Source organism: Acinetobacter sp. ANC 4910, from assembly GCF_004331035.1.
Lineage (GTDB): Bacteria > Pseudomonadota > Gammaproteobacteria > Pseudomonadales > Moraxellaceae > Acinetobacter.
Genome location: NZ_SJNT01000008.1, coordinates 107,744 through 132,471, shown reverse-complemented (window position 1 = coordinate 132,471; position 24,728 = coordinate 107,744). Strand labels below are relative to the sequence as shown.

General features: G+C 41.1%; 21 protein-coding genes. 17 read left to right on the top strand and 4 right to left on the bottom strand.

What is annotated here, in order from left to right; genetic code table 11:
* Positions 1–132 precede the first annotated feature (132 nt).
* The 17 genes from E0H82_RS10680 (at position 133) to E0H82_RS10600 (ending at position 20,848) form a co-directional block, all read left to right on the top strand.
* Positions 133–1,191, top strand: a complete 1,059-nt coding sequence (locus E0H82_RS10680) for a pilus assembly protein PilM (protein ID WP_116760958.1) — start codon at positions 133–135, stop codon at positions 1,189–1,191.
* Positions 1,191–1,868, top strand: a complete 678-nt coding sequence (locus tag E0H82_RS10675; RefSeq protein ID WP_131264634.1) for a PilN domain-containing protein — start codon at positions 1,191–1,193, stop codon at positions 1,866–1,868. The genes E0H82_RS10680 and E0H82_RS10675 overlap by 1 nt, the downstream gene beginning before the upstream one ends.
* A complete protein-coding gene (locus E0H82_RS10670) occupies positions 1,865–2,611 on the top strand; it encodes a type 4a pilus biogenesis protein PilO (protein ID WP_131264632.1) in 747 nt (248 codons plus the stop codon). The genes E0H82_RS10675 and E0H82_RS10670 overlap by 4 nt, the downstream gene beginning before the upstream one ends.
* Positions 2,608–3,135: a pilus assembly protein PilP gene (locus E0H82_RS10665; RefSeq protein WP_131264630.1), complete on the top strand. Its 528-nt coding sequence runs from the start codon at positions 2,608–2,610 to the stop codon at positions 3,133–3,135. The genes E0H82_RS10670 and E0H82_RS10665 overlap by 4 nt, the downstream gene beginning before the upstream one ends.
* Positions 3,136–3,195: 60 nt before the next feature.
* A complete protein-coding gene (gene pilQ / locus E0H82_RS10660) occupies positions 3,196–5,310 on the top strand; it encodes a type IV pilus secretin PilQ family protein (RefSeq protein ID WP_165492944.1) in 2,115 nt (704 codons plus the stop codon).
* Positions 5,311–5,347: 37 nt separating this feature from the next.
* Positions 5,348–5,890, top strand: coding sequence for a shikimate kinase AroK (gene aroK, locus E0H82_RS10655; RefSeq protein ID WP_116760968.1), 543 nt, complete (start codon positions 5,348–5,350; stop codon positions 5,888–5,890).
* 20 nt (positions 5,891–5,910) lie between these two features.
* The gene (gene aroB / locus E0H82_RS10650) at positions 5,911–6,993 is read left to right on the top strand and encodes a 3-dehydroquinate synthase (RefSeq protein WP_131264626.1); all 1,083 of its coding nucleotides are present in this window, start codon (positions 5,911–5,913) and stop codon (positions 6,991–6,993) included.
* A gap of 10 nt (positions 6,994–7,003) precedes the next feature.
* Positions 7,004–7,876, top strand: coding sequence for a hypothetical protein (locus E0H82_RS10645; protein ID WP_131264624.1), 873 nt, complete (start codon positions 7,004–7,006; stop codon positions 7,874–7,876).
* 446 nt (positions 7,877–8,322) lie between these two features.
* Positions 8,323–12,798: a glutamate synthase large subunit gene (gene gltB / locus E0H82_RS10640; RefSeq protein ID WP_131264732.1), complete on the top strand. Its 4,476-nt coding sequence runs from the start codon at positions 8,323–8,325 to the stop codon at positions 12,796–12,798.
* A 69-nt stretch (positions 12,799–12,867) separates the two neighbouring features.
* Positions 12,868–14,289 (top strand): FAD-dependent oxidoreductase, encoded by a 1,422-nt coding sequence (locus tag E0H82_RS10635; protein WP_131264622.1) that lies wholly within the window; start codon positions 12,868–12,870, stop codon positions 14,287–14,289.
* 190 nt (positions 14,290–14,479) lie between these two features.
* On the top strand, positions 14,480–15,358 hold the full coding sequence (locus E0H82_RS10630; RefSeq protein WP_131264620.1) for a metal-dependent hydrolase: 879 nt from the start codon (positions 14,480–14,482) through the stop codon (positions 15,356–15,358).
* Between the two features lie 142 nt (positions 15,359–15,500).
* On the top strand, positions 15,501–16,091 hold the full coding sequence (locus E0H82_RS10625; protein WP_131264618.1) for a LemA family protein: 591 nt from the start codon (positions 15,501–15,503) through the stop codon (positions 16,089–16,091).
* Positions 16,092–16,117: 26 nt separating this feature from the next.
* A complete protein-coding gene (locus E0H82_RS10620) occupies positions 16,118–17,167 on the top strand; it encodes a TPM domain-containing protein (protein WP_131264616.1) in 1,050 nt (349 codons plus the stop codon).
* Positions 17,161–17,721, top strand: a complete 561-nt coding sequence (locus tag E0H82_RS10615; protein ID WP_131264614.1) for a TPM domain-containing protein — start codon at positions 17,161–17,163, stop codon at positions 17,719–17,721. Before E0H82_RS10620 ends, E0H82_RS10615 begins: the two co-directional genes overlap by 7 nt.
* Before the next feature lie 263 nt (positions 17,722–17,984).
* On the top strand, positions 17,985–18,458 hold the full coding sequence (locus tag E0H82_RS10610; RefSeq protein WP_131264612.1) for a pilin: 474 nt from the start codon (positions 17,985–17,987) through the stop codon (positions 18,456–18,458).
* Between the two features lie 183 nt (positions 18,459–18,641).
* A complete protein-coding gene (locus E0H82_RS10605; protein WP_131264610.1) occupies positions 18,642–19,082 on the top strand; it encodes a pilin in 441 nt (146 codons plus the stop codon).
* 137 nt (positions 19,083–19,219) lie between these two features.
* Complete coding sequence (locus E0H82_RS10600) at positions 19,220–20,848, top strand: PglL family O-oligosaccharyltransferase (protein WP_131264608.1); 1,629 nt, start codon at positions 19,220–19,222, stop codon at positions 20,846–20,848.
* A 41-nt stretch (positions 20,849–20,889) separates the two neighbouring features.
* Here the strand turns inward: E0H82_RS10600 and bfr are convergent, their stop codons facing one another.
* From bfr to E0H82_RS10580, 4 genes are all read right to left on the bottom strand, one after another.
* Positions 20,890–21,354 carry a heteropolymeric bacterioferritin subunit Bfr gene (bfr, locus tag E0H82_RS10595; RefSeq protein WP_131264606.1) on the bottom strand — a complete coding sequence of 155 codons (465 nt, stop codon included), beginning with the start codon at positions 21,352–21,354 and terminating at the stop codon, positions 20,890–20,892.
* A gap of 232 nt (positions 21,355–21,586) precedes the next feature.
* Positions 21,587–21,781, bottom strand: a complete 195-nt coding sequence (locus tag E0H82_RS10590) for a bacterioferritin-associated ferredoxin (RefSeq protein WP_016168690.1) — start codon at positions 21,779–21,781, stop codon at positions 21,587–21,589.
* 219 nt (positions 21,782–22,000) lie between these two features.
* Positions 22,001–22,384: a RidA family protein gene (locus E0H82_RS10585; RefSeq protein ID WP_044739681.1), complete on the bottom strand. Its 384-nt coding sequence runs from the start codon at positions 22,382–22,384 to the stop codon at positions 22,001–22,003.
* Between the two features lie 74 nt (positions 22,385–22,458).
* Positions 22,459–24,564, bottom strand: a complete 2,106-nt coding sequence (locus tag E0H82_RS10580; RefSeq protein WP_131264604.1) for a RelA/SpoT family protein — start codon at positions 24,562–24,564, stop codon at positions 22,459–22,461.
* Between the last annotated feature and the right edge of the window lie 164 nt (positions 24,565–24,728).

The window sequence follows — 24,728 nt, the reverse complement described above, 5'->3', positions numbered from 1 at the left end:
CTAATTGGTGGTCAGTATAGCCGTTTACAGATACGGATTGTTAATGAGTTATTGTATCCGTATAAAATTATAGACCGCAGCCAATTGGTTAGTTACTTCTATTGGGGATAAAAAAATAATAGGAATAGTATTGTGCTCAGGTTATATCGTAAGCCAAATAAGGGGTTAATAGGGGTAGATATTAGTTCCACTTCTGTTAAGTTGTTAGAGCTGTCTGTAAAAAACGGTCGCTATTGGGTAGAAAGCTATGCTTTGGTCCCATTACCAGAAGGCAGCGTTGTTGAAAAGAACATTTTGAATCCTGAAGCTATTGGGGAGGCTTTGGAGCGTGCTTTAAATTTAGCAAATGTTCAATCGCATGCAGCAGCAATTGCCATTCCAACGTCTATGGTGATTAGTAAAATTATCGAGATGGATGCGGATATGACGGATGATGAACGTGAAGTTCAGATCCGTATGGATGCTGAACAATATATTCCGTTCCCTTTAGATGAAGTCAGCCTTGATTTTGAAGTTTTGTCTGATCGTTTAGCTAATCCCAATCGGGTCAATGTGCTTTTGGTGGCAACACGTCTCGAAAACGTGGAAGCGCGTTCAGAAGTACTGGAGCTGGCTGGAATTACGCCTAAAATTGCGGATGTAGAAAGCTTCGCAATGGAAAATGTCTATAAAGTATTCTCTGATACTATGCCGATGGGAGTGAATACAGTCGGTATTTTAGATATTGGGCATACCATGACCACGTTATCGGTCATGCAAAATGACAAAATTATCTATACCCGTGAACAGGTTTTTGGTGGAAAGCAACTGACCCAAGAAATCCAGAATCGTTATGGACTGTCATTTGAAGAAGCGGGACGTGCGAAGAAAAGCCGTACTTTGCCCGACGATTATGACGTGGAAGTTTTGGAGCCGTTTCTTGAGGCTGTGGTGCAACAGGCTGCACGTTCTTTGCAGTTCTTCTTTTCATCTTCGCAGTTTAATGAAATTGATCATATTTTATTGGCGGGCGGAAATGCCAATATTCCCGGTTTGGCCAAGTTATTGCAACAAAAACTGGGATATCGTGTCACGATTGCGAATCCATTTTTACAAATGGGCTTCTCGCCAAAAATTGATATTAAAAAAATTGAAAATGATGCTTCCTCTCTCTTGGTGGCGTGTGGTCTAGCATTGAGGAGTTTTGATTAATGGCAAAAATTAACCTGCTCCCTTGGCGTGATGAGCTGAGAGAGAAACGAAAAAAAGAATTTATTGTGATTTGTATTGGGGCAGCTTTAATTGGGGTGTTATTGGTTGTAGGGGCATGGTTCTATTACAACTATAAGCTTGAAGATCAAGAACAAGCGAATCAGCTCATTATCAGTACCAATCAAAACCTAGATGTACAGCTAAAATCTTTAGAAGGTTTGCAAGAACAGCGTAATGCGATTGTAGAACGGATGAAGTTGATTCAAGGTCTGCAAAGTCAACGTCCAATTGCTGTGCGTTTAATTGATGAAATGGCGCGTGTAGTTCCTTCGAATTTATATATCACCAAGTTCACTCGTGTTGGCGATAAATTTACCATCGAAGGTAAGGCCGAAAGTCCAAATGCGGTGGCTGAATTTTTACGTAATTTAGAGGCTTCGCCTTGGTATCGTAATGCCTTTATGAACTCCTTCTTGGCTGTGGAAGATAATAAAAATAAAGCACCTAGCTCTATTGTTCCTCGTGTTGAGGATAGTTATGGCAGCTTTGTGGTGACTGCGGATCTGGATGAGATCGCTATGCCGACGAATGCAGCGAATGAGGCTGCAGGTTCTATGGCAGTGGCGGCAAATGATGCAAATGCAGCAGCTAGTTCAACAGCGGGGGCAGCAAAATGAGTCGTGATGAGTTTGATGATCTAAATCAAGAGGCTGTTGTTAAACCTAAGAAAAAAATGACAGTGGATAAATTTTTTCAACAATTTAACACGTTGGATCCTAATAATTATGGCAGTTGGCCATTATCAGTCAAAATTACCTGTTGGATTTTTATTGTCTTTTTAATTTGTGCTGTTGGTTATTTTGTTGTGATCAAGCCGCAGTTAGATGCGATTTCTGGTGCACATGCACAAGAGCAAAATTTGCTGAATGAATTTAGAGAGAAAGATTCAAAGTTACGTAATTTGCAACAATATCAAGCTCAGTTGCAGGAGATGGAAGCGAACTTTAATCAACAACTAGAGCAATTGCCGAAGGAAACTGAAATTCCTGGTCTGGTTGAAGATATTAACGTGACAGGTGTTAACTCTGGACTGAAGTTTAAAAATATTCGTTTAGAGCCTGAAGTTAAACAAGAATTTTTTGTTGAGCAGCCAATTAGTATTGAGGCGACAGGCGATTATCATGCCTTTGGTTCTTTTGCGAGTGGCATTGCAGCATTACCTCGAATTGTGACCTTACATGATTTTGATATCAGTTCTTCAATTAGTACAGATAAAAAATCTGAAATTCCGCAAGTGACTTATGTTGCGAAGGCACGTACCTATCGCTATATAGGTAATACAGAGAATCAAGCTGCGGCAGTTGATGCAAAAACCACAACTCCACCTGCTCAAGTTACTCCAGAAGGAGCGAAGAAATGAAATTTGAAAAAATAGCATTTGCTTTGATGTTTGGATTGGTTTTGGTGGGGTGTGATTCACGTATTGATGCGGTGAACATGGAAATGGTGAATATTCGTAATCAGCAACCTTTGCCGATTGAGCCAGCACCTGTTTTTCCACCTGTACCTACATTCAATTATGCAGCACATCAATTGAAAAGTCCGTTTATGCCGAGTTCCTTGGCAGCAGAATTAAAAATTATGTCGGGTAAGCGAGTGTATCCGAATTTCTCACGTCAGTCGCAGCCATTAGAAAGTTATGCTTTAGAATCCTTGAATATGAAGGGAAGTATGCGTAATCAGTCTGGACAAATTTTGGGGCTAATCCAGACGCCTGATGGTGAAATTGAGCGTGTGCAAGTCGGAAATTACATGGGGGTGAATCAAGGGCGAATTGTGAAAATTACGCCTACACAGATTGATCTTGTGGAAATTATTCCCGATGGTCGAGAGGGGTATGTAGAGCGTCCGCGTAGCCTCGTCTTAATTGGACCCGCGCCTTAATTTAAAGGAATAAAAATGAAAAACAGTATTCAAGATTTTATATTTGGGGATGGTAATACAATGAATCATATTTTCCGTCAATTTTCTATGGGTGCGGTTGCTATGGCTGTCATGCAAGCTGCCAGTGCACAAGTGAGCATCACGAATGTCGTACCTATGCAAGTTCCTGAGCAAGGGACTGAAATTCGTGTGATGTTTAACGGAATACCGCCACAGCCTCAAGCTTACCAACTTGAAAAACCATCAAGACTGATTTTAGATTTTGATAAAGCACAACAAACATTAAAGCAAAATAATATTCAGGTTGCGACAAAAGAGGCCAGTTCAGTTGACGTGTCTTCAGATGCACAGCGTTCTCGACTAACTGTTAATCTTGCGGATGCAGGTGCTTTTACTACCCGAGTTGAGGGCAATACCTTTATTCTGAAAATAAATGCAACAGATAATAGTTTTGCGACCCCTGTGGCAACATCAGTTAAAGCCTCATCGCAAGGTGTTTCTAACATTGGTTTTCAACGCGGTTCAGAGGGCGAAGGTCAGGTTGTTATTGATTTGCTCGGTAGCAATACACCAGCAGATGTGCAGCAACAAGGTAGTAAAATTGTGGTGCGGATGTTGGGTAGTAAAATCCCAGCACATTTGACTCGCCGTCTAAATGTCAATGATTTTGCAACACCTGTGGCGACCGTCGATGCCTATAATGATGGCAATAGTGGTGTGATTACTATTCAGTCTTCGGGCAGCTACGAATACATGGCTTATCAAGCTGAGAATAAGTTAACGATCAGTTTAAAGCGTCCTGTGGATAAGAATCCAATGAAGCCACGTGCGGCAAATAGCTATACGGGCAAGAAAATTTCACTGGATTTCCAAGATATTGAAGTACGCCGCGTATTACAATTATTGGCAGATTTTACTGGCATTAACATGGTGGCCGCCGATACGGTACAAGGCAATATTACCTTGCGCCTAAAAGATGTGCCATGGGATCAAGCGCTTGATATTATTTTAAAAACAAAAAATTTAGACAAGCGTCGTAATGGCAATGTGATTTGGATTGCACCTGTTACGGAGTTGATTAAGGCGGAAGATGAAGAAGCCAAGGCGATTGCACAGAGTATTAAGTTGGCACCAATTCAAACTGAATATTTACGTTTAAGTTATGCAAAAGCTGCTGATGTTTTTAAACTTGTAACAGATTCTAGAAAGGATGCTGGTAAAAATACAGGGAGTAATAATCAAGACTCTTTAGCTTTGGAAAGTTTATTAAGCGCGAGAGGAAGTATTGTTTCAGATGATCGTACGAATACGTTAATCGTAAATGATACGGCACAAAACATAGATAAAATTAGAAAAATGGTTGATTTGCTTGATGTACAAGTGCAGCAAGTGATGGTAGAGGCGCGAATTGTTCGAGCATCCACTTCGTTTACCAAGGAAATGGGGGTGAAGTGGGGAATTCTTTCACAAGGGATTAATAGCAATAACGACCTCTTGGTTGGGGGGAGTGATCAAACTTTATGGGATTTAAAAACTCCTGATGCTGATGGAAAATACACCATTCAGCGTCCTGATAACCTAAATGTCGATTTGGGTGTGGCCAATCCTGCGGGGCAAATTGCCTTTAGCTTGATTAGCTTGTCTGATTTTATGTTGGATCTAGAGCTTTCAGCTTTGCAAGCTGATGGCTATGGTGAAGTCATTTCAACACCAAAAGTACTGACAGGAGATAAGCAAAAAGCTAAGGTGGCGACCGGTCAGGAAGTACCTTATCAAACTACAACCAACTCTGCTTCAGGCTCAACAGCAACCACCTCATTTAAGGAAGCTTTACTCAGTTTGGAAGTGACACCAAGTATTACTCCAGATGGTAAAGTGCAAATGCAACTCGATATCGCTAAAGATTCGATAGCAGGTGAAGCACCAAATGGCGAGTTGATTTTGAACAAGAATACGATTACGACCAATGTCTTAGTTAATAATGGCGAAACGGTGATTTTAGGTGGTGTATTTGAGCAGACCACCAGTAACTCACAAACTAAGGTGCCTTTCTTGGGAGATATTCCTTATATTGGTGCATTATTCAGGAAGGATACCAAGTCGGATGATAAGCAAGAGCTGTTGATTTTTGTGACGCCACGAATTGTTAATGACAGTGTTTCAAGAAATCATTAATATATTTTCAATTTAAACAAAATTAATAGGTGACTCCTTGCCAAGCAAAGAGTTTAGTTCCCTACCAAATATCTATTTGGTAGGGCCAATGGGGGCAGGAAAAACAACAGTCGGACGGCATTTGGCAGAATTGTTGGGTCGTGAATTTCTAGACAGTGATCATGAAATTGAACGAAAAACTGGTGCGACAATTCCGTGGATTTTTGAAAAAGAAGGTGAGACGGGATTTCGTACCCGTGAAACTACAGTGATTGATGAGTTGACTGCCCGACCAGATTTGGTCTTGGCGACTGGTGGTGGTGCAGTAACTCAAGCCCCCAATCGTGATTTTTTAAAGCAACGTGGTATCGTTGTTTATCTCTATACTCCTGTTGAAATTCAGCTTCAGCGTACTTATCGCGATAAAAATCGTCCTCTCCTACAGGTTGAGAACCCTGAGCAAAAATTACGTGATTTACTTGCGATTCGGGATCCTTTATATCGGGATGTGGCTCATTATATTATTGAGACCAATCAAGGTGCTGCACGAGATCTTGCGCATAAAATCTTAACGATGATTACCACACAACCTATTGATTGAATACGAAAGTAGTTGAACCCATGCAAACTTTACATGTAGAACTCGGTGAGCGCCGTTACCCTATCTTCATTGGCAGTGATTTAAATCCTCAAGATTTACTGGCGCCGTATATTTTCGGGCAGCAAGTCATGATTGTGACCAATACCACCATTCAGCCTTTGTATTTAGAACATTATGTAAAAGCTGTTGAAGCATTGGGTAAAAAGGTTGCTACCTGTGTTTTGCCTGATGGTGAAAAATATAAAGATATTCAGCACTTGAATCTGATTTTTGATGCTTTGCTTGAAGCTGGCTTTAACCGCGATTGTACGGTATTGGCATTGGGTGGTGGTGTGATTGGCGACATGGCTGGTTTTGCATCGGCGTGTTTTCAGCGTGGTGTGTATTTTATTCAAGTACCAACCACGCTTTTGTCTCAAGTAGATTCTAGTGTTGGCGGCAAGACAGGGATCAATCACCCTTTGGGTAAAAACATGATTGGGGCCTTCCAGCAACCACAAGTGGTAATGGCAGATATGGCACAATTAAAAAGTCTGCCTGATCGTGAACTCTCTGCAGGTTTGGCTGAAGTCATCAAGTATGCCTTATTGGGCGATGAAAGCTTTTTGCTATGGTTAGAAGCGAATATGGATGGCTTGGTCGCAAGAGATCCTGATTTGCTGGCTGAAGCGGTCTATCGTTCATGTGCACATAAAGCACGAATTGTGGCAAATGATGAAAAAGAGCAAGGTGAGCGGGCCTTGTTAAATTTAGGCCACACTTTTGGTCATGCAATAGAGTCTTATTTGGGCTATGGTGTATGGTTACATGGAGAAGCTGTTGCGACAGGAATGGTCATGGCTGCAGATTTATCACAACGCATGGGGTGGATTTCGGTAGCAGACTTGGAACGTACAAAAAAAATCATACAGCGCGCTGGTTTGCCGATAGTATGTCCCGCGATTCCATTGCAAGATTTCTTGGGCTATATGGCGCATGATAAGAAAGTATTAAATGGCCAACTGAGATTGGTGTTGCTAAAACAGTTGGGGCAAGCAATCATTACGAAAGAGTTTGATGTTGAACTGATGCAGCAGGCGATTATTGCCAATCAAACAATATAAAGGTGAAATCATGACAGCACTCCACAAATATTGGCAAAATACACAGCGTTATATTTGGCTTGTGGGTGGAGTGCTGTGTCTTTTCGTAGCATTGATATTTTGGGCAGGATCGGACAGTCGTGAAGAGCTGGTCGAAGTGAATAAAACGGTGGAGTCTGATGCAGAGCTACAAATTCAACCCGCACGTGTCACGGCGACAACCAATTTAGGCACTTTACAAGAAGAAGTTCGTCCTATTACGTTGACCACTAGAGTTGTTGCGACGGGAAATCATACGAATGAATTCCGAGGAAGTAAGTTTATTGAGGAGCAGAAAAATAAGTCATCGCTAGAACTCTTTAGTGTCACTGAAGAAGACATTATTAAAAGCTTCTTGAATAAACAGAGCAATCGACAAAATTATTTTTATCTCCGTTTGGCTGGAGATCAACAACAAGAGCGATATGTTTTATTTTATGGCTTATATTCGAATGAGAGAGAAGCAAACCAAGCGCGAGAGCAGCTTGATTTAAAATTACCAGCATCTGTCCATCCGACAGTGAGAGCTTTGGAGGATTATCAGGCGCAAGTGAATGATATGGGGATGGAGGAGTTGCAGGGTTCCATACCAGTGTATGAAGTTAAATTAAATCCTGCGGCTTTGCCAAAATCAGACGCAGCTATGTTGAATTTAAACAAACCGAAAACTGTGGATACAACAGAGAATGGCTCAGATACGAGCAATACATCTACTAACACGACAGTAATCCGTAGAGATGCTGAAGGCAATGTGATTGATGTGCAAAAATCTCAATCACATGCTGAGACTGGCACAAAATCAACGCCTACACCTGCCAATTCAAATTCGCCTGTGCGCCAAGAAATTGCAGATCCATTTAATTAATCGTTCTAAAATAGAGCACATTGTGCTATACCAATGATTAAATGCTCAAAAATGGTGCAATTAAGATCAGTCTTCAAATGCTCTAATTTAGGTCGAACACTTGATATTTCTGTATTTAAAAGAATTTGATCTAATAACACTAAGTTGGCATATTTTTTGCTTAAATGGTGCATGATTTGAGTTGATGTCACTATTTTGGCGCGAAAAGATTCAAAGAGTGTGCGAAAACATCAAGATTGCTTGCTTTAAAAGAGTGCGCAAAAGTCGCAATAGTTTCTTGCATTTCGGTCATGTACAAAAGATAAATTCAGTCTATCTTTGACATGAGAGTGCAAGATCATTGCATTAAATTGATCTTAGTGTGAGAAAGTTAGACTAAGTCGCAAAGAAGTTAGATAGTCAGCGCCCGATTCAGGGCCAAGTAGAAAGAAGGGTACGCTATGCACATGCCATCGCCTAATACTGTAGCTCCCGCTCAAGGTTTATACCAACCGGATGAGTTTAAAGATAACTGTGGTTTCGGCCTTATTGCACATATGCAAGGGAACGAAAGTCATGATCTGGTCAAGACCGCTATTCATAGCTTGAGCTGTATGACCCACCGTGGTGGTATTGCCGCCGATGGTAAGACCGGAGATGGGTGTGGTTTATTGTTGGCGATGCCGAAACAGTTCTTCCGTGAAGAAGCGAAAAAACTGAGCGATACTACCCTCAGTGAAATTTTTGCAGTGGGTACGATTTTTCTTAACTTGGATCCAGCAATCGCTGCACATTCAAAACAAATTCTAAGTAAAGAAATTGAAGAAGAAGGTTTACGTGTTCTGGCTTGGCGTGTAGTGCCAACCAATAATGCGGTACTGGGTGAAATTGCGATGCAATCTTTACCAGCCTTTGAACAAGTTATTGTGAACTGCCCTATGGGAGTAACTGAGGTTGAATTTAACCGTAAGTTATTCTTGGCACGCCGTCGTGCAGAGCAGCAACTTAGTAATGATCCATCATTCTACGTCACAACATTGTGTTCAACAGTCATCAGCTATAAAGGCTTAATGATGCCTGCTGCAATTGCAGACTTCTATACAGACCTTGCTGATGAGCGTTTAGCTTCACATATCGTGGTGTTCCACCAGCGTTTCTCGACCAATACTTTACCGCGTTGGCCTTTGGCACAACCATTCCGTTATCTTGCACACAATGGTGAGATTAATACCATTACGGCAAACCGTAACTGGGCAATGGCGCGTACTCCAAAGTTTGAAAATCCGTTATTACCAGGTTTAACTGAGCTTAAGCCGATTGTGAACCGTACAGGTTCAGACTCTTCAAGCTTAGACAATATGCTTGAGATTCTCGTTGGCGGTGGCATGGACCTGTTCCGTGCGCTACGGATGTTGGTTCCACCAGCTTGGCAGAATGTTGAAACTTTAGATGCAGACTTACGTGCATTCTATGAGTTTAACTCGAAGCACATGGAAGCATGGGATGGACCTGCAGGTCTCGTGATTCAGGATGGTCGTCATGCGATCTGTATGCTGGACCGTAATGGTTTACGTCCAGCACGTTGGGTGATCACTAAAAATGGCTATATTACCTTAGCCTCTGAAATTGGTGTTTGGGATTATCAACCTGAAGATGTAATTTCAAAAGGTCGTGTCGGTCCTGGTCAAATTCTTGTGGTAGATACCTTTACAGGTAAATTGCTAGATACTAAAGATGTCAGCAACCATTTGAAAAAAATGCGCCCATATCGTGAGTGGTTGCGTGAAAATTCAATTCGCCTACAAGGCAGCCCAGAACTTGAAGAATATTTGTGTGATCAAGGCCTGAAAGGTGATGACCTCAAAGCAGCTCAAAAGATGTTTATGGTCACCTTTGAAGAGCGTGATCAACTACTTCGCCCAATCGCTGAAAGTGGTCAGGAAGCAGTCGGCTCAATGGGTGATGACACACCTATGGCGGTGTTGTCCCGTCAAGTTCGTCATGTGACTGATTATTTCCGTCAGCAATTTGCACAAGTCACCAATCCACCGATTGATCCATTACGTGAATCGATTGTGATGTCATTGGAAACGTGTTTTGGTCGTGAGCAAAATGTATTTGAACAAGGTCCAGAACATGCAGATCGTTTAATCGTCTCAAGTCCTGTATTGTCGAATTCGAAAATGCACCAGATTCGTACATTAGGACGTAAAGGATATGAAATTGCAGATATTGATCTGAACTATCCTGAAGAGGAAGGCTTAGAGTCTGCAATAAGCCGAATCTGTGAAGAATCCGCACAGGCGATTCGTGATGGAAAAACTTTATTAATTATTTCAGATCGTAAAATCCGTGAAGGCTTTTTACCTGCGAATGCTGCAATGGTTACAGGCGCAATTCATCATTTCTTGATCAATGCTGGTTTACGTACAGATGCAAATATTGTTGTAGAGACAGCACTTGCGCGTGATGCACATCAGTTTGCAGTGATCTTAGGTTTTGGTGCAACAGCGATTTACCCATATTTAGCTTACGATGTAATCAATGACTTGATTGCAAAAGGTGAATTATTGGGTGATCCAATTCATGCACAAGCGAATTTCCGTAAAGGTATCGATAAAGGTTTACTTAAAGTCCTATCAAAAATGGGGATTTCAACAGTAGCATCTTATCGCGGTGGTCAGTTATTTGAAGCGGTAGGTTTATCTGAAGAAGTTGTGAGTAAATGCTTTACAGGTGTACCAAGCCGTATTAAAGGTGCGACATTTGTTGACCTTGAAAATGACTTGAAAAAATTGGCCGATACTGCGTGGAAAGCACGTAAGCCAATTGAGCAAGGTGGTTTGCTGAAATTTGTATTCGACAAGGAATACCATGCATTTAACCCTGATGTGATTAATGCGTTGCATAAAGCAGTACGTTCAGGCAATTATGCTGACTTTAAAGAATATGCTGAGTTGGTGAATCATCGTCCAATTGCAACCATTCGTGATTTATTCAAGTTAAAAACAGATAACTCGATTGCTTTAGAGCAAGTTGAGTCAGTTGAGGCAATCTTGCCACGTTTTGACTCTGCGGGTATGTCTTTGGGTGCATTGTCTCCTGAAGCGCATGAAGCAATTGCAATTGCCATGAACACCATTGGTGGTCGTTCGAACTCTGGTGAAGGTGGTGAAGATCCTGCACGTTACGGCACAATTCGTAACTCAAAAATCAAACAAATTGCATCAGGTCGTTTTGGTGTAACACCAGCCTACTTAACCTCTGCTGAAGTGTTGCAGATCAAAGTCGCGCAGGGTGCAAAACCAGGTGAAGGTGGTCAGTTGCCAGGTGGTAAAGTGAATGGCTTAATTGCACGTTTACGTTATTCAGTACCGGGTGTGACCTTGATTTCACCACCGCCGCACCATGATATTTATTCGATTGAAGACTTGTCGCAATTGATCTTTGACTTGAAACAGGTCAATCCAAAAGCCATGGTTTCTGTGAAACTGGTGTCTGAGCCAGGCGTAGGGACAATTGCCGCAGGTGTTGCGAAAGCCTACGCCGATTTCATTACCATTTCAGGTTATGACGGTGGTACAGCCGCTTCGCCACTTTCATCGATTCACCATGCGGGTTCACCATGGGAACTCGGTTTAAGTGAGGCACATCAAGCACTTCGTGTGAATGACTTGCGTGGCAAAGTGCGCGTGCAGACTGATGGGGGTTTAAAAACAGGTCTAGACGTGGTTAAAGCCGCAATTTTAGGTGCAGAAAGCTTTGGTTTTGGTTCTACGCCAATGATCGCTTTAGGTTGTAAATACCTCCGTATCTGCCACTTGAACAACTGTGCGACTGGTGTTGCAACGCAGCAAGATCATCTTCGTCAGGAACACTATATTGGTGAACCTGAAATGTTGATCAATTTCTTCCACTTTATTGCAGAAGAAACACGTGAGTGGTTGGCTGCCTTAGGTGTGGCGAGCTTGAAAGACTTGATTGGCCGTACTGACTTGCTTGAAGTTTTACCCGGTGAGACTGAAAAACATGCTCACCTTGATTTAAGCGCATTGCTTGAATCACATCCTGCGGCTAACGGTAAGGCGCAATATTGCCAAGTTGAAGGCAATGCACCTTTCGACAAAGGCTTATTGGCAGAGCAAATGGTGGCAGAAATGTTGCCAGCAATTGAAGCCGGAACTGGTGGTGAGTATAGCTTCACGGTCGGTAACTGTGACCGTTCAATTGGTGCACGTATCTCTGGTGAAATTGCACGTCGTTATGGCAATTTGGATATGGAATCACACCCAGTTGTGATGAATCTAAAAGGTACAGCGGGTCAATCTTTAGGGGTATGGAATGCAGGTGGTTTGCATATCAAACTTGAAGGTGATGCGAACGACTATGTCGGTAAAGGTATGGCGGGTGGTCGTGTTTCGATCTTTCCACCAAAAGGTTCGCCATTCCAAACGCAAGAAACTGCGATTATTGGTAACACTTGTTTATATGGTGCAACTGGCGGTAAGGTGTTTGCAGCAGGTACAGCGGGCGAGCGTTTTGCGGTGCGTAACTCAGGTGCTTTCGCGGTAATTGAAGGTGCGGGCGACCATTGCTGTGAATATATGACAGGTGGTGTGGTCACTGTACTGGGTAAAGTCGGTCACAACTTCGGTGCAGGTATGACAGGTGGTTTTGCCTACGTACTGGATTTGGACAATGACTTTGTTGACTACTACAACCATGAGTTAATTGAGTTGAACCGTATCTCAACTGAATCAATGGAAGAACATAAAGAGTTCTTACTGCGTATTCTCGATGAGCATATTGCTGAAACGGGTAGTGCTTGGGCCTATAAGATCCGCAACGAGTTCGATTTTTACAGCCGTAAATTCTGGCTTGTAAAACCAAAAGCTGCTAATTTGCTTACGCTTTTAAAAACGACCAAAGCTGATCCTCAATAATTCCACTACTGCAGATATATAGGCAGGTGCAGCAAATAACCATGACTGCACCTACCCACGGAGAGAGACATGGCAGAGCGCCTAAATAATGACTTTCAATTTCTGGATGTTGCGCGTCAAGATCCAGAGAAAAAAGATATTACTGTCCGCAAAGCAGAGTTTGTGGAAATTTATAAACCGTTTACTGCGGAAGTGGCTGCTAATCAGACCCACCGCTGTTTAGGTTGTGGCAACCCGTATTGTGAATGGAAATGTCCAGTCCATAACTACATTCCAAACTGGTTAAAACTGATTGCTGAAGGTCGTATTTTCCAAGCAGCAGAACTTTGTCATCAAACCAATACTTTGCCAGAAGTGTGCGGTCGCGTTTGTCCACAAGACCGTTTATGTGAAGGGGCATGTACCTTAAACGACGGCTTTGGTGCTGTAACCATTGGTAATGCAGAAAAGTATATTAATGATACGGCATTCGCACTGGGCTGGCGTCCAGACATGTCTCATGTGAAATGGACCAACAAAAAAGTTGCGATTATTGGTGCTGGGCCTGCGGGTTTAGGTTGTGCTGATATTTTGGTACGCAGTGGGGTTAAGCCCGTAGTATTTGATAAGCGTCCAGAAATTGGTGGCTTATTAACCTTTGGTATTCCAGAATTTAAAATGGAAAAAGACGTGATGAAACGTCGTCGTGAAATTTTCACGGGGATGGGCGTTGAATTCCGTTTAAATACTGAAATTGGCACCGATGTGACCATTGAACAATTGCTTGCAGACTATGATGCAGTGTTCATGGGCATGGGAACTTATACCTATATGAAAGGCGGTTTCCCGGGTGAAGATCTTGATGGCGTTTACGATGCTTTAGATTTCCTGATTGCCAATGTGAACCGTTGTCAAGGCTGGGAAAAAGATCCAAGCGAATACATCAATGTTGATGGTAAGAAGGTTATTGTACTCGGTGGCGGTGATACAGCAATGGACTGTAACCGTACTTCATTACGCCAAGGGGCGCATGATGTGACCTGTGCGTATCGTCGTGACGAAAGCAATATGCCAGGTTCTGCACGTGAAGTAAAAAATGCCTATGAAGAAGGGGTGAAGTTCCTCTTTAATCGTCAGCCAATTGAGGTTGTCGGTGAAAATGGCAAAGTTACAGGTGTTAAATTCGTCACCACACAAATGGGTCAACCTGATAGCCGTGGTCGTCGTAGCCCTGAACCTGTTCCGGGTTCTGAAGAAATTTTACCAGCAGATGCAGTATTGCTAGCATTTGGTTTCCGTCCAAGTCCAGCAGACTGGTTCGCGGGTGCCAATATTGGTTTAGATGGTTCGGGTCGTGTTGTTGCTGCTGAAAAGCAACAATATAAATTCCAAACTTCGAATCCAAAAATCTTTGCGGGTGGTGATATGGTGCGTGGTTCTGACTTGGTTGTGACTGCAATCTGGGAAGGTCGCCAAGCTGCTGAAGGTATTTTAGACTATCTTGATGTATAAGATAGATTTACATTCTTAAGCATTCTGAACGCAAATAAAAACTCACTTCGGTGGGTTTTTTTATGCTCATGCTTTGACCAATGGTCGGGTTGAATCTTTTGGCTAATCGGCTAAGCATTTTTGCCATTTTGTGATGAGCATGACATTTAGATACTGAGCATCTGTACTTTGCTTATATTGAGACGTCATCATGCTGAAACAGACGACAGAAAAATCATACTTAAATCGTCCTAAGGCACATGGAATTACTGTTCGAAAATTGCAGTTTAATCCCCACGCCATTCGTCGCCATTATTTTGCCAACTCACCCGTGATGTCGCATTTACTGACCGCGCTGTCCTCAACCTTTCCAATTGGGGAGCAATTTTTTGTTCATAGTGTGCGTAATGTAAGGGATCAGGTAACCGATGTGCAGTTACAAGCGCAAATTACTGCATTTATTGGGCAAGAAGCCATGCATTCCAAAGCACACATGGAGTTTAATCAGGCGTGGCGACGTGAAGACTATAATTTAGATCGTTTTCAAGATTGGTTGGCACGCAAAGATCATCATGTCAAAAACTTACATCCTAAAATCCAGTTAGCGATTACCTGTGCTTTTGAACATTTTACCGCTTTATTGGGGGGTTATATTTTACGCCATCCTGAAGTGCTCAGTACTTTGGAGGAGGATGCACAAAAATTATGGGTCTGGCATGCCATAGAAGAAATTGAACATCGAGCTGTGGCGTTTGATGTTTATCAGCATGTCTATGGAGATGATGCAATCCGTCGCATGATTATGCGGAGTGTCACCACAGGTTTTGCCAGCTTAACTTTTTATTCCGCCAGTCGTTTGTTTTGGCAAGATCGTAAAAAAAGTGTACTGAAAGTGAGAGGGAATCTTTTTGGCAGTTATTTATTGCTGAAAATGTTGATTCAATTGGCACCTGAATATTTAAGCTATTACCAAAAGGAGTTTCATCCTGCGGCATATGACTACAGTCAAATTGTGAATTACTGGAAACAACGCTTGGCGGAGGATTATCAGATGCAAGAATTCGTGGTGGAAGCAATATCTGCATCATAATCAAAGACCAACGTGAGGGCTTTTTCCGTCTTTTTATACTGATTGGCGATTAAATAAATCAAACACAACGAAAATTAATTTGGTCTACAATATTTGCATTCAATAAGAAATGACATGCCAAAAAAAAGATGAGGATTGAACGATGCCGTGGATTAAAAATAGTGCGTTGATTGTATTGTTGAGTGGCAGTTTGATGTTGACAGGCTGTGGCTATAACACGTTACAAGTCAAAGATGAAGCCGTGACTGCATCTTGGTCAGAAGTACAAAACCAGTATCAACGTCGTGCGGACTTGGTGCCGAATTTGGTCAATGTGGTCAAAGGTTATGCCAAACATGAAGAGCAAGTCCTTACAGAAGTCACTCAAGCCAGAGCCAATGTGGCGGGTTTAAAAGTGGATAAAGAAGTGCTAGAAGATCCTGCACTTTTTCAAAAGTATCAAGAAGCACAAGGTCAGTTGACGGGTGCATTATCGCGGTTAATTGCTGTTTCTGAAAATTACCCAGATTTAAAAGCCAATGAACAATTCCGTGATTTACAAGTTCAGCTAGAAGGCACTGAAAATCGAATTGCTGTGGCACGCAATCGCTATATCACTACAGTACAAGATTACAATGCCTATGTCCGTCAATTCCCGCAGGTGATGACCGCAAAAGTCATTGGCATGCACACCAAGCCAAACTTTAGTGCAGAACAAAGTGCACAAACTGTACCTAAAGTCTCCTTTGATTAAGTATTTAACTTAACTGGAATAAGTGAATGTATTGCTTAAAGTACCCCATCCAACAGGCGACACAGTTCCTGCTAGGTGCTTTGCTGTCTTTAATTTTCTGTTCAATCTGCTGGGCTGAGACATCTCCGACTATCAATAATTCAGAAGATGCTGTGGTGATTGGTAAGGTTATTCAGCAAGCGAAAAAAGGCGCTCAATCTTTAGCCCCTGAACAAGAGGCTGCATCTTCAGTACAAGTTGCAAATGATTTGGCTGATGGGCAAATGCGCCAATTGCCAAGTCTAAATACGCCTGTGATTGATCAAGCCAATATTTTGTCTGATTCAGATAAACAGGCCTTGAGCCAACATATTTTAAAACTGCATGAACAGGGTAAGGCGCAAATTGGTGTAGTGATTGTGCCGACTACAGGGCAGGAAGCCATTTTTGACTATGCGATGCGAGTCGCTGAACAATGGCAGTTGGGAACGGCAAAGCGCGATAATGGATTGCTCATGGTCATTGCGATTAATGACCGTAAAATTCAAATCTTAACGGGTTACGGTTTAGAAGGGGTATTGCCTGATATTGTGGCTGGGCGAATCATTCGTAACGACATCACCCCTTATTTTAAACAAGCTGAATATGCACAAGGCATTCAATCGGGACTGAATGAAATTGAGCGGATCTTGAATTTAGATCCTGAAATTGCACAACAAGCAGCACAAGAATTACAACAGCAACAAGCTCAGGCATTACATGAACAAAAAGCACGATCACAATTTTGGACCTATGCTTTAATTATTATTGTTGTTGGCACCTTTGCATCGATGATGATCGGTAAACGCCTCAGTGCAGCGACTGCGGGTGTGGCAGGTGTGGTTGCGGGCTTGGTCAGTGGCGTAGGTGTATTGACCAGTCTATTGGTGGGTGCCGGTATTTTCTTATTATTAGTTACCTCTTTGGCACAATTAATTTTGCAAATACTGGCTTCAGGCTCTGGGCGGGGTTCAGGCGGAGGAGGCTTTGGTGGAGGAGGCGGCTATCGAGGTGGTGGCGGCGGTTTTGGTGGGGGAGGTGCTTCAGGCTCATGGTAACAAAAACAGATTCAACTCAAATAGTCACAACACCGAATATGCAAGAGCATGTTCAACCTAGCTTTAAGCGTTGGCTTAAGCATTGTTGTTATTTTTCAAATACGCGACGCTATTTTCAACCTGCCGATTTGCAGAAAATCGCAGTTGCTGTTCAGCATGCAGAACAGGGGCATATTGGTGAGATTCAAGTGGTAATCGAAGGGCATTTACCATGTTTACAAGCCTATCGGCAAAATACACGAAAACGCGCAGAGCAGTTATTTGCAGAATTGGGTGTGTGGGATACCGAACACAACAGTGGAGTATTATTTTACTTAAACTTATGCGAGCGAAAGGTGGAGTTAGTCTTTGATCGAGGATTGCAGCAAGCGACTGAGCAAGAAATTTGGAATTCAATTTGTCAGAACTTGGTGCAGCAATTTGGTCAACATCAGTATAATGAGGCAGTCATACAAGCGATTTCTAGCATCGGCAAATTATTGCAAAAATTTTATGCTGAAAAGGAAATTGAACAGATTAATGAATTACCTAATGAGCCAATTATTCTGGATTGATAATGAGAACTGGGGCACGCATAGAATAGATGATCAGCTTGAAACTGACAATTATTGTCAACTATGTATCTAATTTGTCAAATTTTAAATAATAATGAGTTAAAATTATTTGAAAAAAACATGGCTAAGGTGCTGTTTTTTTGTTGGATTTAACTATAATAAATCTTGGCACATTCCGTGCTCATTATAAACAAAGCATACAAAAGCGCTTCTTGCTTTACAAAGCTTAAAAAAAACTAAACAAAACATTTGTGGAGAATGTTATGAACGCTCAAAAGGGTTTCACTCTTATTGAATTAATGATCGTAGTTGCCATTATTGGTATTTTGGCTGCAATTGCGATTCCTGCTTATCAAGATTACACTGTAAGAACAAAATGGGCATCAAATGTAACAGATGTTGAAGGGGTTAAAACAGCGATTAAAGCTTGTTTAAATGATCAAGCAACAGATGGTACTAAGTGTGATACTTTGGCTGAATTAAAAACATATGATTTCCCTGGTACTGCGCTGCCAACACCATCATATGGAGCTGCTGTTGTTGCTATAACTGGCACTGCTCCAACTGCTCCAGGAGCAGGTGATGGTAAAGTTAACCTTACGTTTACAGGTACAAGTGAGGTTAAGAGTTTAGTATATGACGCTGATTGTCAAGTAAACGCTGGTGGTAATTTTGAATGTACAAAAGTTACCGCTACTGATACTTTAGATAAGTATATGAAAGGTAATAAACGTTAATTTAAATAAATTTTTAAAAAATGGCGGATTAATTCCGCCATTTTTTTTTAAATTTAAGACAGTATTTGTTAATTTTTGACATAATATTGTTAGAGTTAAATTTAAGTGCATGTTTTTTATGTTTTTTTATTTTGGTGTAATAATTGCATATAGATTGAAGGAATTCATTGCGGAGTCGTAATAATGCAAAAAGGATTTACTTTAATAGAATTGATGATAGTTGTGACAATAATTGGAATTTTGTCAGCAATAGCAGTTCCTGCATATCAAAATTATCAAATACGAACAAAATGGAAAGCCAATATTGCTGATATTGAAGGCGTAAAAAATGCAATCCGTATATGTATGATTACAAAAGCTAATCAGGGGACATTATGCGACACTTTGATTGATCTGCAAGAGGTTGGATATAGTGGTAGTGTTTTACCAACGCCAAGATATGCGCTCAGTGCAATTGCATTAACTGGCTCGATTGGAAAAGTGAATATTAATTTTCAAGGATCTTCTGAAGTCATGAGTTTGGTTTACAATGCAGATGGTTCAATAGATGCTTCAGGAAATATGGTGTTTACAAAAACTAATTTGGATACATTAGATAAATATTATAAGCTGAATAAACGTTAGTAATAAAATAGTTTTCGATTAATTAGATGATGTGTTATTCAGCATTAACTAAAGTTGACTGAATAAAGCAAATACAGATGGAAAAAAAACCAACATTTTGAATTACACTATGCACAGTTCTGCAACTGTAGCACCCCATGAAATTTATTCTTTCTTTACTTGCCAGTGTGCTGATTGCACTGGCTTGGCTTTTGCCCGTTCACTATCGCCCGTGGGTGACCTATACGGGTGAATTATTTGCTTTTCTATCCTTATTTGCACTCGCCGCCATTTTTCTTCAGCAAAAAATAAAACTACCAGTTTTGACACTTCCATTCATCGCTATGGTCTTTATTCCATTGTTGCAATGGGTACTTGGGCTAGAGTTTTTCTTTAGTATCGCATTGATTTCAGGTCTTTTTGTTTTTGCTTTCTGGTTAAGCATAGTGCTGGGTTATAACTTATCTTTAACCTTAAAAGATCGAGAACAAGTATTTACGAATTTGAGTTATGTGTTGTTGGTGGTCGGTACGCTCTCAGGCCTGATGGCAATCTGTCAGTGGCTCACGATTGAAAATCATATTCCTGGCATTGCAAATTTACGCAGTAATCGTCCTTATGCGAATTTTGCTCAGCCAAATAATATGGCCACTTTCCTTATTCTTTCGTTAATGGCGAGTCTGTATTTATTCGAGAAAAGTAAGCTTAAGGCATGGATTTTAAGTCTATGCTCATTGATGATCTTGATCGCATTGGTCTTAAGCCAGTCTAGAACATCATGGGTCGTCTGTATTCTATTTGTCGCTTATTTCTTCTATCAACAATATAGAGGGTATTTGCGTCTCAAGTGGTATGCAATGTTGACTTGGGTTGGTTTATTTATTGGGCTAATTTTAGTTATGCCAGCCTTGGATCATTGGGTGGCACAAGCTGCGCATTTGGCAATTGCGGACTCGCCAACAGCGATTGAGCGTGCAAGTACTGGCCATTTACGTTTGGGTATTTGGCAACAAATGCTTTATGCCATTTCAGATCGCCCATGGTTTGGTTATGGCTGGAATCAGACCAGTGTCGCTCAGGTTGCAGTAAGTGAATATTATCGTATTCCTGAATGGGTGCGAAGCTCACATAATTTTGTGTTAGATTTCTTGGTATGGAATGGCTTACTGATAGGCATACCTTTCCTGAGTTATTTAATTTATCTCGGATATCGCCTAATTAGCAGAGTGAGTTCCACAGAGTCGGTCATTGGTATTCTGATGATTGTGGCAGTATTGGTTCATGCCTTATTAGAGTATCCACAGAACTATGCTTACTTCTTATTACCATTGGGTTTTATCGTAGGTTTGGTGCTGTCGCAGGAAAATCAACTGAAAGTCTGGACTTTAGCGCCCAAATATACACAAATGATGTTTGTTGTGGGTGGTTTACTTTTGGTTTTAATTCATCGTGATTATATGGTGGCCGTGCCAAAACTGAATCAATCGATGCGTTATGAACATACCCCTGAAAAAATTACCAACCATGATCGCATTTATGTTTTAGATGAACTGAGTCGCAGAATTGCATGGATTCGACTGAACCCGAATACACTTTTGACTAAGGCAGAATTGCAGCAAATCTATGAGATGGTGCAATGCTATCCAACCAAGTACGATCTGTTGAAATATGCACGTGTCCTTGCCTTTAATGGGGATGAACAGGGAGCACGTCACCAATTATGGTTATTAAAACAATTGAAACATGTCGATGTAAGCTATGAATCTTTGTTAGAACCAGCAAAATAAAAGATCTAAAAAAGCCAGCAATATGCTGGCTTTTTTATTGATTAGAGTTGGCTTTGAATATAGTTTTCAATGCCAACGCTTTCGACTAAATCTAGTTGAGTGGTGAGCCAATCCCAATATTCTTCTTCTTTTTCTAGAATTTCTTGAACCAAATCACGCGTTACATAGTCTAAGGTTTGTTCAGCTAAAGTGACCGCAGTTTTGATACTTTCAATATTTTCTTTCACTTTGCGAATATCACAATTTAGAACTTCAGCGGTGTGCTGACCGATATAAAGTTTACCGAGGTGTTGTAAATTTGGTAAGCCGTCTAAAAATAAAATACGTTCAATAATTTTATCAGCATGCTTCATTTGACGAATTGATTCTTTATATTCAGCAGAGCCGAGTTGTTCAATACCCCAGTCATTAAACATTCTTGAATGTAAGAAATATTGGTTAATAGCAGTTAAATGATGATAGAGCACCTGATTTAACTGGTTAATCACATCGCGATTGCCTTTCATAGCATAAACTCCATCAATCAATGCTGGTTTAAAATTCTAAGTTAGACCATAACAGCCTGTTATTCTGTAAATCTTAAACAAGAAAATGCTGAAAGGCGAGAGCTTTATTGAACGGCAAATGAAAATCGCAATCAAAAACAATTGGATATTAAACTAGAAAAATAAAACCCGCTTAGAGTCAAAAGCGGGGAGGTGGAATGATCAATCAAGATCATTTCATTTTTAAGTATTGTTAGGCTGCGACAGCAATACGTCCAGCAATTTCTGCAATTTCGTCACTGATGATGGCACGCGCTTCAGGCGCACAACGACCACAGCATGTACCAAGATCAAGCAAATCACGGATTTCGCGATAGCTTTCTGCACCGTTAGCAACGGCATCTTTAATATCTTGATCGGTAATACCACGACACAAACATACGTACATGACTGCGAGCCAGATGAATTTAAATACGATAAGTAATATTATTGATAATTGTTATCGTTTGTCAATAACATTCATTTAAAAAGAGAATTATTATCATTGGGAATTTGAATAAAAAAATATTACCTGAGCGGAAATCCGAGTTGTGCTCGGATTTTGCACAAAATCTTTATGTCATTGAGAGCTAAATATTGAAGGTGGTGATTGAATTGGTTTTATAAATTATTGTGGAATAATCACAATACCATCCATTTCGACTAATGCACCTTTAGGTAGGCTTGCCACACCTAACGCAGCACGTGCTGGATAGGGTTGGGCAAAATATTCACCCATAATTTGGTTGACCAGTTGGAAATTAGATAAATCAGTTAAAAAGATATTGAGTTTCGCAATATCAGCCAGAGAGCCACCTGCGGCTTCACACACGGCTTTTAAGTTATCAAAAACGCGGCGAATTTGCGCTTCAATGCCTTCTACCAATTCCATACTGTACGGATCTAAACCGATTTGCCCTGAAAGATAAAGTGTTTCACCAACGAGAATTGCTTGTGAATAAGTACCAATCGCAGCAGGGGCATTTTCAGTATGAATAACTTGGCGGGACATCGATTTCTCCTTTTATATCTGAATACATCTTAAAGGATTGTATCCAGATACAGAAGCCCTATCGATTTAAATGATTAACTTGCTATAGAAGCTTCGGTCATATTCATTGGTATGGCTAGACGGGTAATGCGTGGAAAACCGTAGTGCATACGTAAGTCACGAATAATCTGGGCTATTTGTTTGCGATTATTGACCACAATATTCACATAGGTTTTATGGTCGTAATTGCGCACCATTTCTACCCCTGTTTTAGCTTTACGGCATTGATAGATTAAATCTGAAATCTGTTCATCATCCATCTCCATATCAATGCAAAGATAGGCAGTAAAGCTGACATCGTCGAGGTCTTCGGAAGACCATTGCAGTGGCATGATATTTTCAGGATGTAAATGTTGCTCATGCAGAAGGTTGTGGCAACGGGCACGATGTACGATTAATCCGCGACGTGAAAGATGTCCTTGAATTGGGTCGCCTAGCACTGGATTACAGCAATGTGCATATTTGACATCCACACCCTCTGTACCTTGAATGAGGCGGTCGGAGTTATGATCTTCAATGGATTGATCTTGAGCAAATAAATGATTGGCAACCAGTTGTGGTAACAAGTCACCCACAGCAATTTGTTGGAATAAACGATTTTTGGAATCTAGATGACGCCATTGTAGAAGATCCAACCAATCATCTTCAGTCAGGTCGTCTGTAGAGCGATGGAAAAGTTTTAAGGCACGGTTGAGCGCTTGTTCTCCAACCAATTGCTGCTCTTCTACATCTTGGTCTCGTAGGATATTTTGAATGGCACGACGGGCTTTTTGTGTATTGATAAAGCTGAGCCAATCTGGATTTGGTGTGGCGAGTACATCGGTAATAATCTCGATGACTTGCCCACTCACAAGTGGTGTAGATAAAGGCTTGGTTTCACCATTAATTTTCGCACCAACCGCATGATTGCCTAAGAAAAGGCTGGCTGAATAGGCAAAATCTACGGCAGTTGCTCCTTGTGGTAATTCATGCAATTGCCCATGTGGGGTATATACCCAAATTTTTTCTTGGTGCAAATAATCCAGTAAATCGTTAAAGGTAGTTTTTGCACAACTGCTATCAATTAAAACATTTAAGTTCTGCATAGAGGCTTGAATTGCGGAACGGCAGGCTTGAGGGGCATTTTCACCCAATACAACGCCATAACGCGCAGCCTTACGCATCAATTCGGTTTGCAAAGTCAGAGAGAGCGTGGTTTTTTCACCTTTCAGGCGCAGCATGAGCGACTGGTTGCCACCAGGCAATGGTCGGCGAATATGATCTTGATAAGATAGAATTTGGAAATGTTCTTTTAAAATTTCAGCCAGATTGTCACAATCCGCGATGCTTTGCAGAATAATTTCAAAGGCATGGCTATGGGTCAGTTCTTGTAAATCAATATCGTTCTTGACGAAGTGACGGAGTAACTCAATATTGTTGTTTTTCTTTTTAATTCGCCCACTGATTTGGTTTTGTTGTAACAGTGCGGTCAGATTTTTTTCCCATAAGGCTTGGTATTCACAGCGTTTGGGCTTAGTTTTAAGCAAGGCTTCTTGAACATTATTGAACATGTCTAAATCAAGATTTTGATAGCACAAATGTTCAAGATTATCGGCCATTTCATTCATGCCCACTAAACGTGCCATTGGTACAAAGACATCAAAGGTTTCTTGAGCAATGCGTGCACGTTTATCTGGGCGTAAAGATTCTAGCGTGGTCATATTATGATAGCGGTCAGCCAATTTAATAATAATGACACGTGGATCTTGTAGGGTAGCTTGTAAAATTTTTCGGAATGAAGCGGCTTTGTTATATTCTTTATCGCTGGAATGGCTCAGTTTAGTGACACCATCGACCAATTCTGCCACAGTAAGACCAAATTTTTCTTTAATATCTTCTTTACTAAAATCGGTGTCCTCAATCACATCATGCAGCAATGCCGCCATCAGGGTTTCTGCGTCTAAGCGCATATGTGCCAAAATACAACTGACCGCAATCGGGTGCAGGATATATGGCTCACCACTTTTCCGCGTAATTCCATCATGCGCAATATCGGCATAATCGCAGGCCGCAAGCACTCGTTCGACTTCGCTTTCATTAAGATAAGCGTCGACAATCACTTTGAGTTGTTGTTTGGCTTGGCTGACTTCTGCGCCTGGCATATAACACCTGTACCTATACCATGAGGAATCGATTAATGGGTTCAATTTTTAATAAAAAGCAAAGTGCGAAACTTGTCAAATTTTTTATTCAAAAATCGCAAATTGGCAGTTAAAAAAAATAGCGTAATTTCAGTTAATGTTATAACTGTTCTTGAAGAAATATT

What these genes read in the sequence shown, in the direction of transcription:
- E0H82_RS10675 (WP_131264634.1), top strand. Translation starts at nt 1,191, where the DNA reads ATGGCAAAAATTAACCTGCTCCCTTGGCGTGATGAGCTGAGAGAGAAA.
- E0H82_RS10670 (WP_131264632.1), top strand. Translation starts at nt 1,865, where the DNA reads ATGAGTCGTGATGAGTTTGATGATCTAAATCAAGAGGCTGTTGTTAAA.
- E0H82_RS10665 (WP_131264630.1), top strand. Translation starts at nt 2,608, where the DNA reads ATGAAATTTGAAAAAATAGCATTTGCTTTGATGTTTGGATTGGTTTTG.
- pilQ (WP_165492944.1), top strand. Translation starts at nt 3,196, where the DNA reads ATGAATCATATTTTCCGTCAATTTTCTATGGGTGCGGTTGCTATGGCT.
- aroB (WP_131264626.1), top strand. Translation starts at nt 5,911, where the DNA reads ATGCAAACTTTACATGTAGAACTCGGTGAGCGCCGTTACCCTATCTTC.
- E0H82_RS10645 (WP_131264624.1), top strand. Translation starts at nt 7,004, where the DNA reads ATGACAGCACTCCACAAATATTGGCAAAATACACAGCGTTATATTTGG.
- gltB (WP_131264732.1), top strand. Translation starts at nt 8,323, where the DNA reads ATGCCATCGCCTAATACTGTAGCTCCCGCTCAAGGTTTATACCAACCG.
- E0H82_RS10635 (WP_131264622.1), top strand. Translation starts at nt 12,868, where the DNA reads ATGGCAGAGCGCCTAAATAATGACTTTCAATTTCTGGATGTTGCGCGT.
- E0H82_RS10630 (WP_131264620.1), top strand. Translation starts at nt 14,480, where the DNA reads ATGCTGAAACAGACGACAGAAAAATCATACTTAAATCGTCCTAAGGCA.
- E0H82_RS10625 (WP_131264618.1), top strand. Translation starts at nt 15,501, where the DNA reads ATGCCGTGGATTAAAAATAGTGCGTTGATTGTATTGTTGAGTGGCAGT.
- E0H82_RS10620 (WP_131264616.1), top strand. Translation starts at nt 16,118, where the DNA reads ATGTATTGCTTAAAGTACCCCATCCAACAGGCGACACAGTTCCTGCTA.
- E0H82_RS10615 (WP_131264614.1), top strand. Translation starts at nt 17,161, where the DNA reads ATGGTAACAAAAACAGATTCAACTCAAATAGTCACAACACCGAATATG.
- E0H82_RS10610 (WP_131264612.1), top strand. Translation starts at nt 17,985, where the DNA reads ATGAACGCTCAAAAGGGTTTCACTCTTATTGAATTAATGATCGTAGTT.
- E0H82_RS10605 (WP_131264610.1), top strand. Translation starts at nt 18,642, where the DNA reads ATGCAAAAAGGATTTACTTTAATAGAATTGATGATAGTTGTGACAATA.
- E0H82_RS10600 (WP_131264608.1), top strand. Translation starts at nt 19,220, where the DNA reads ATGAAATTTATTCTTTCTTTACTTGCCAGTGTGCTGATTGCACTGGCT.
- bfr (WP_131264606.1), bottom strand. Translation starts at nt 21,354, where the DNA reads ATGAAAGGCAATCGCGATGTGATTAACCAGTTAAATCAGGTGCTCTAT.
- E0H82_RS10590 (WP_016168690.1), bottom strand. Translation starts at nt 21,781, where the DNA reads ATGTACGTATGTTTGTGTCGTGGTATTACCGATCAAGATATTAAAGAT.
- E0H82_RS10585 (WP_044739681.1), bottom strand. Translation starts at nt 22,384, where the DNA reads ATGTCCCGCCAAGTTATTCATACTGAAAATGCCCCTGCTGCGATTGGT.
- E0H82_RS10580 (WP_131264604.1), bottom strand. Translation starts at nt 24,564, where the DNA reads ATGCCAGGCGCAGAAGTCAGCCAAGCCAAACAACAACTCAAAGTGATT.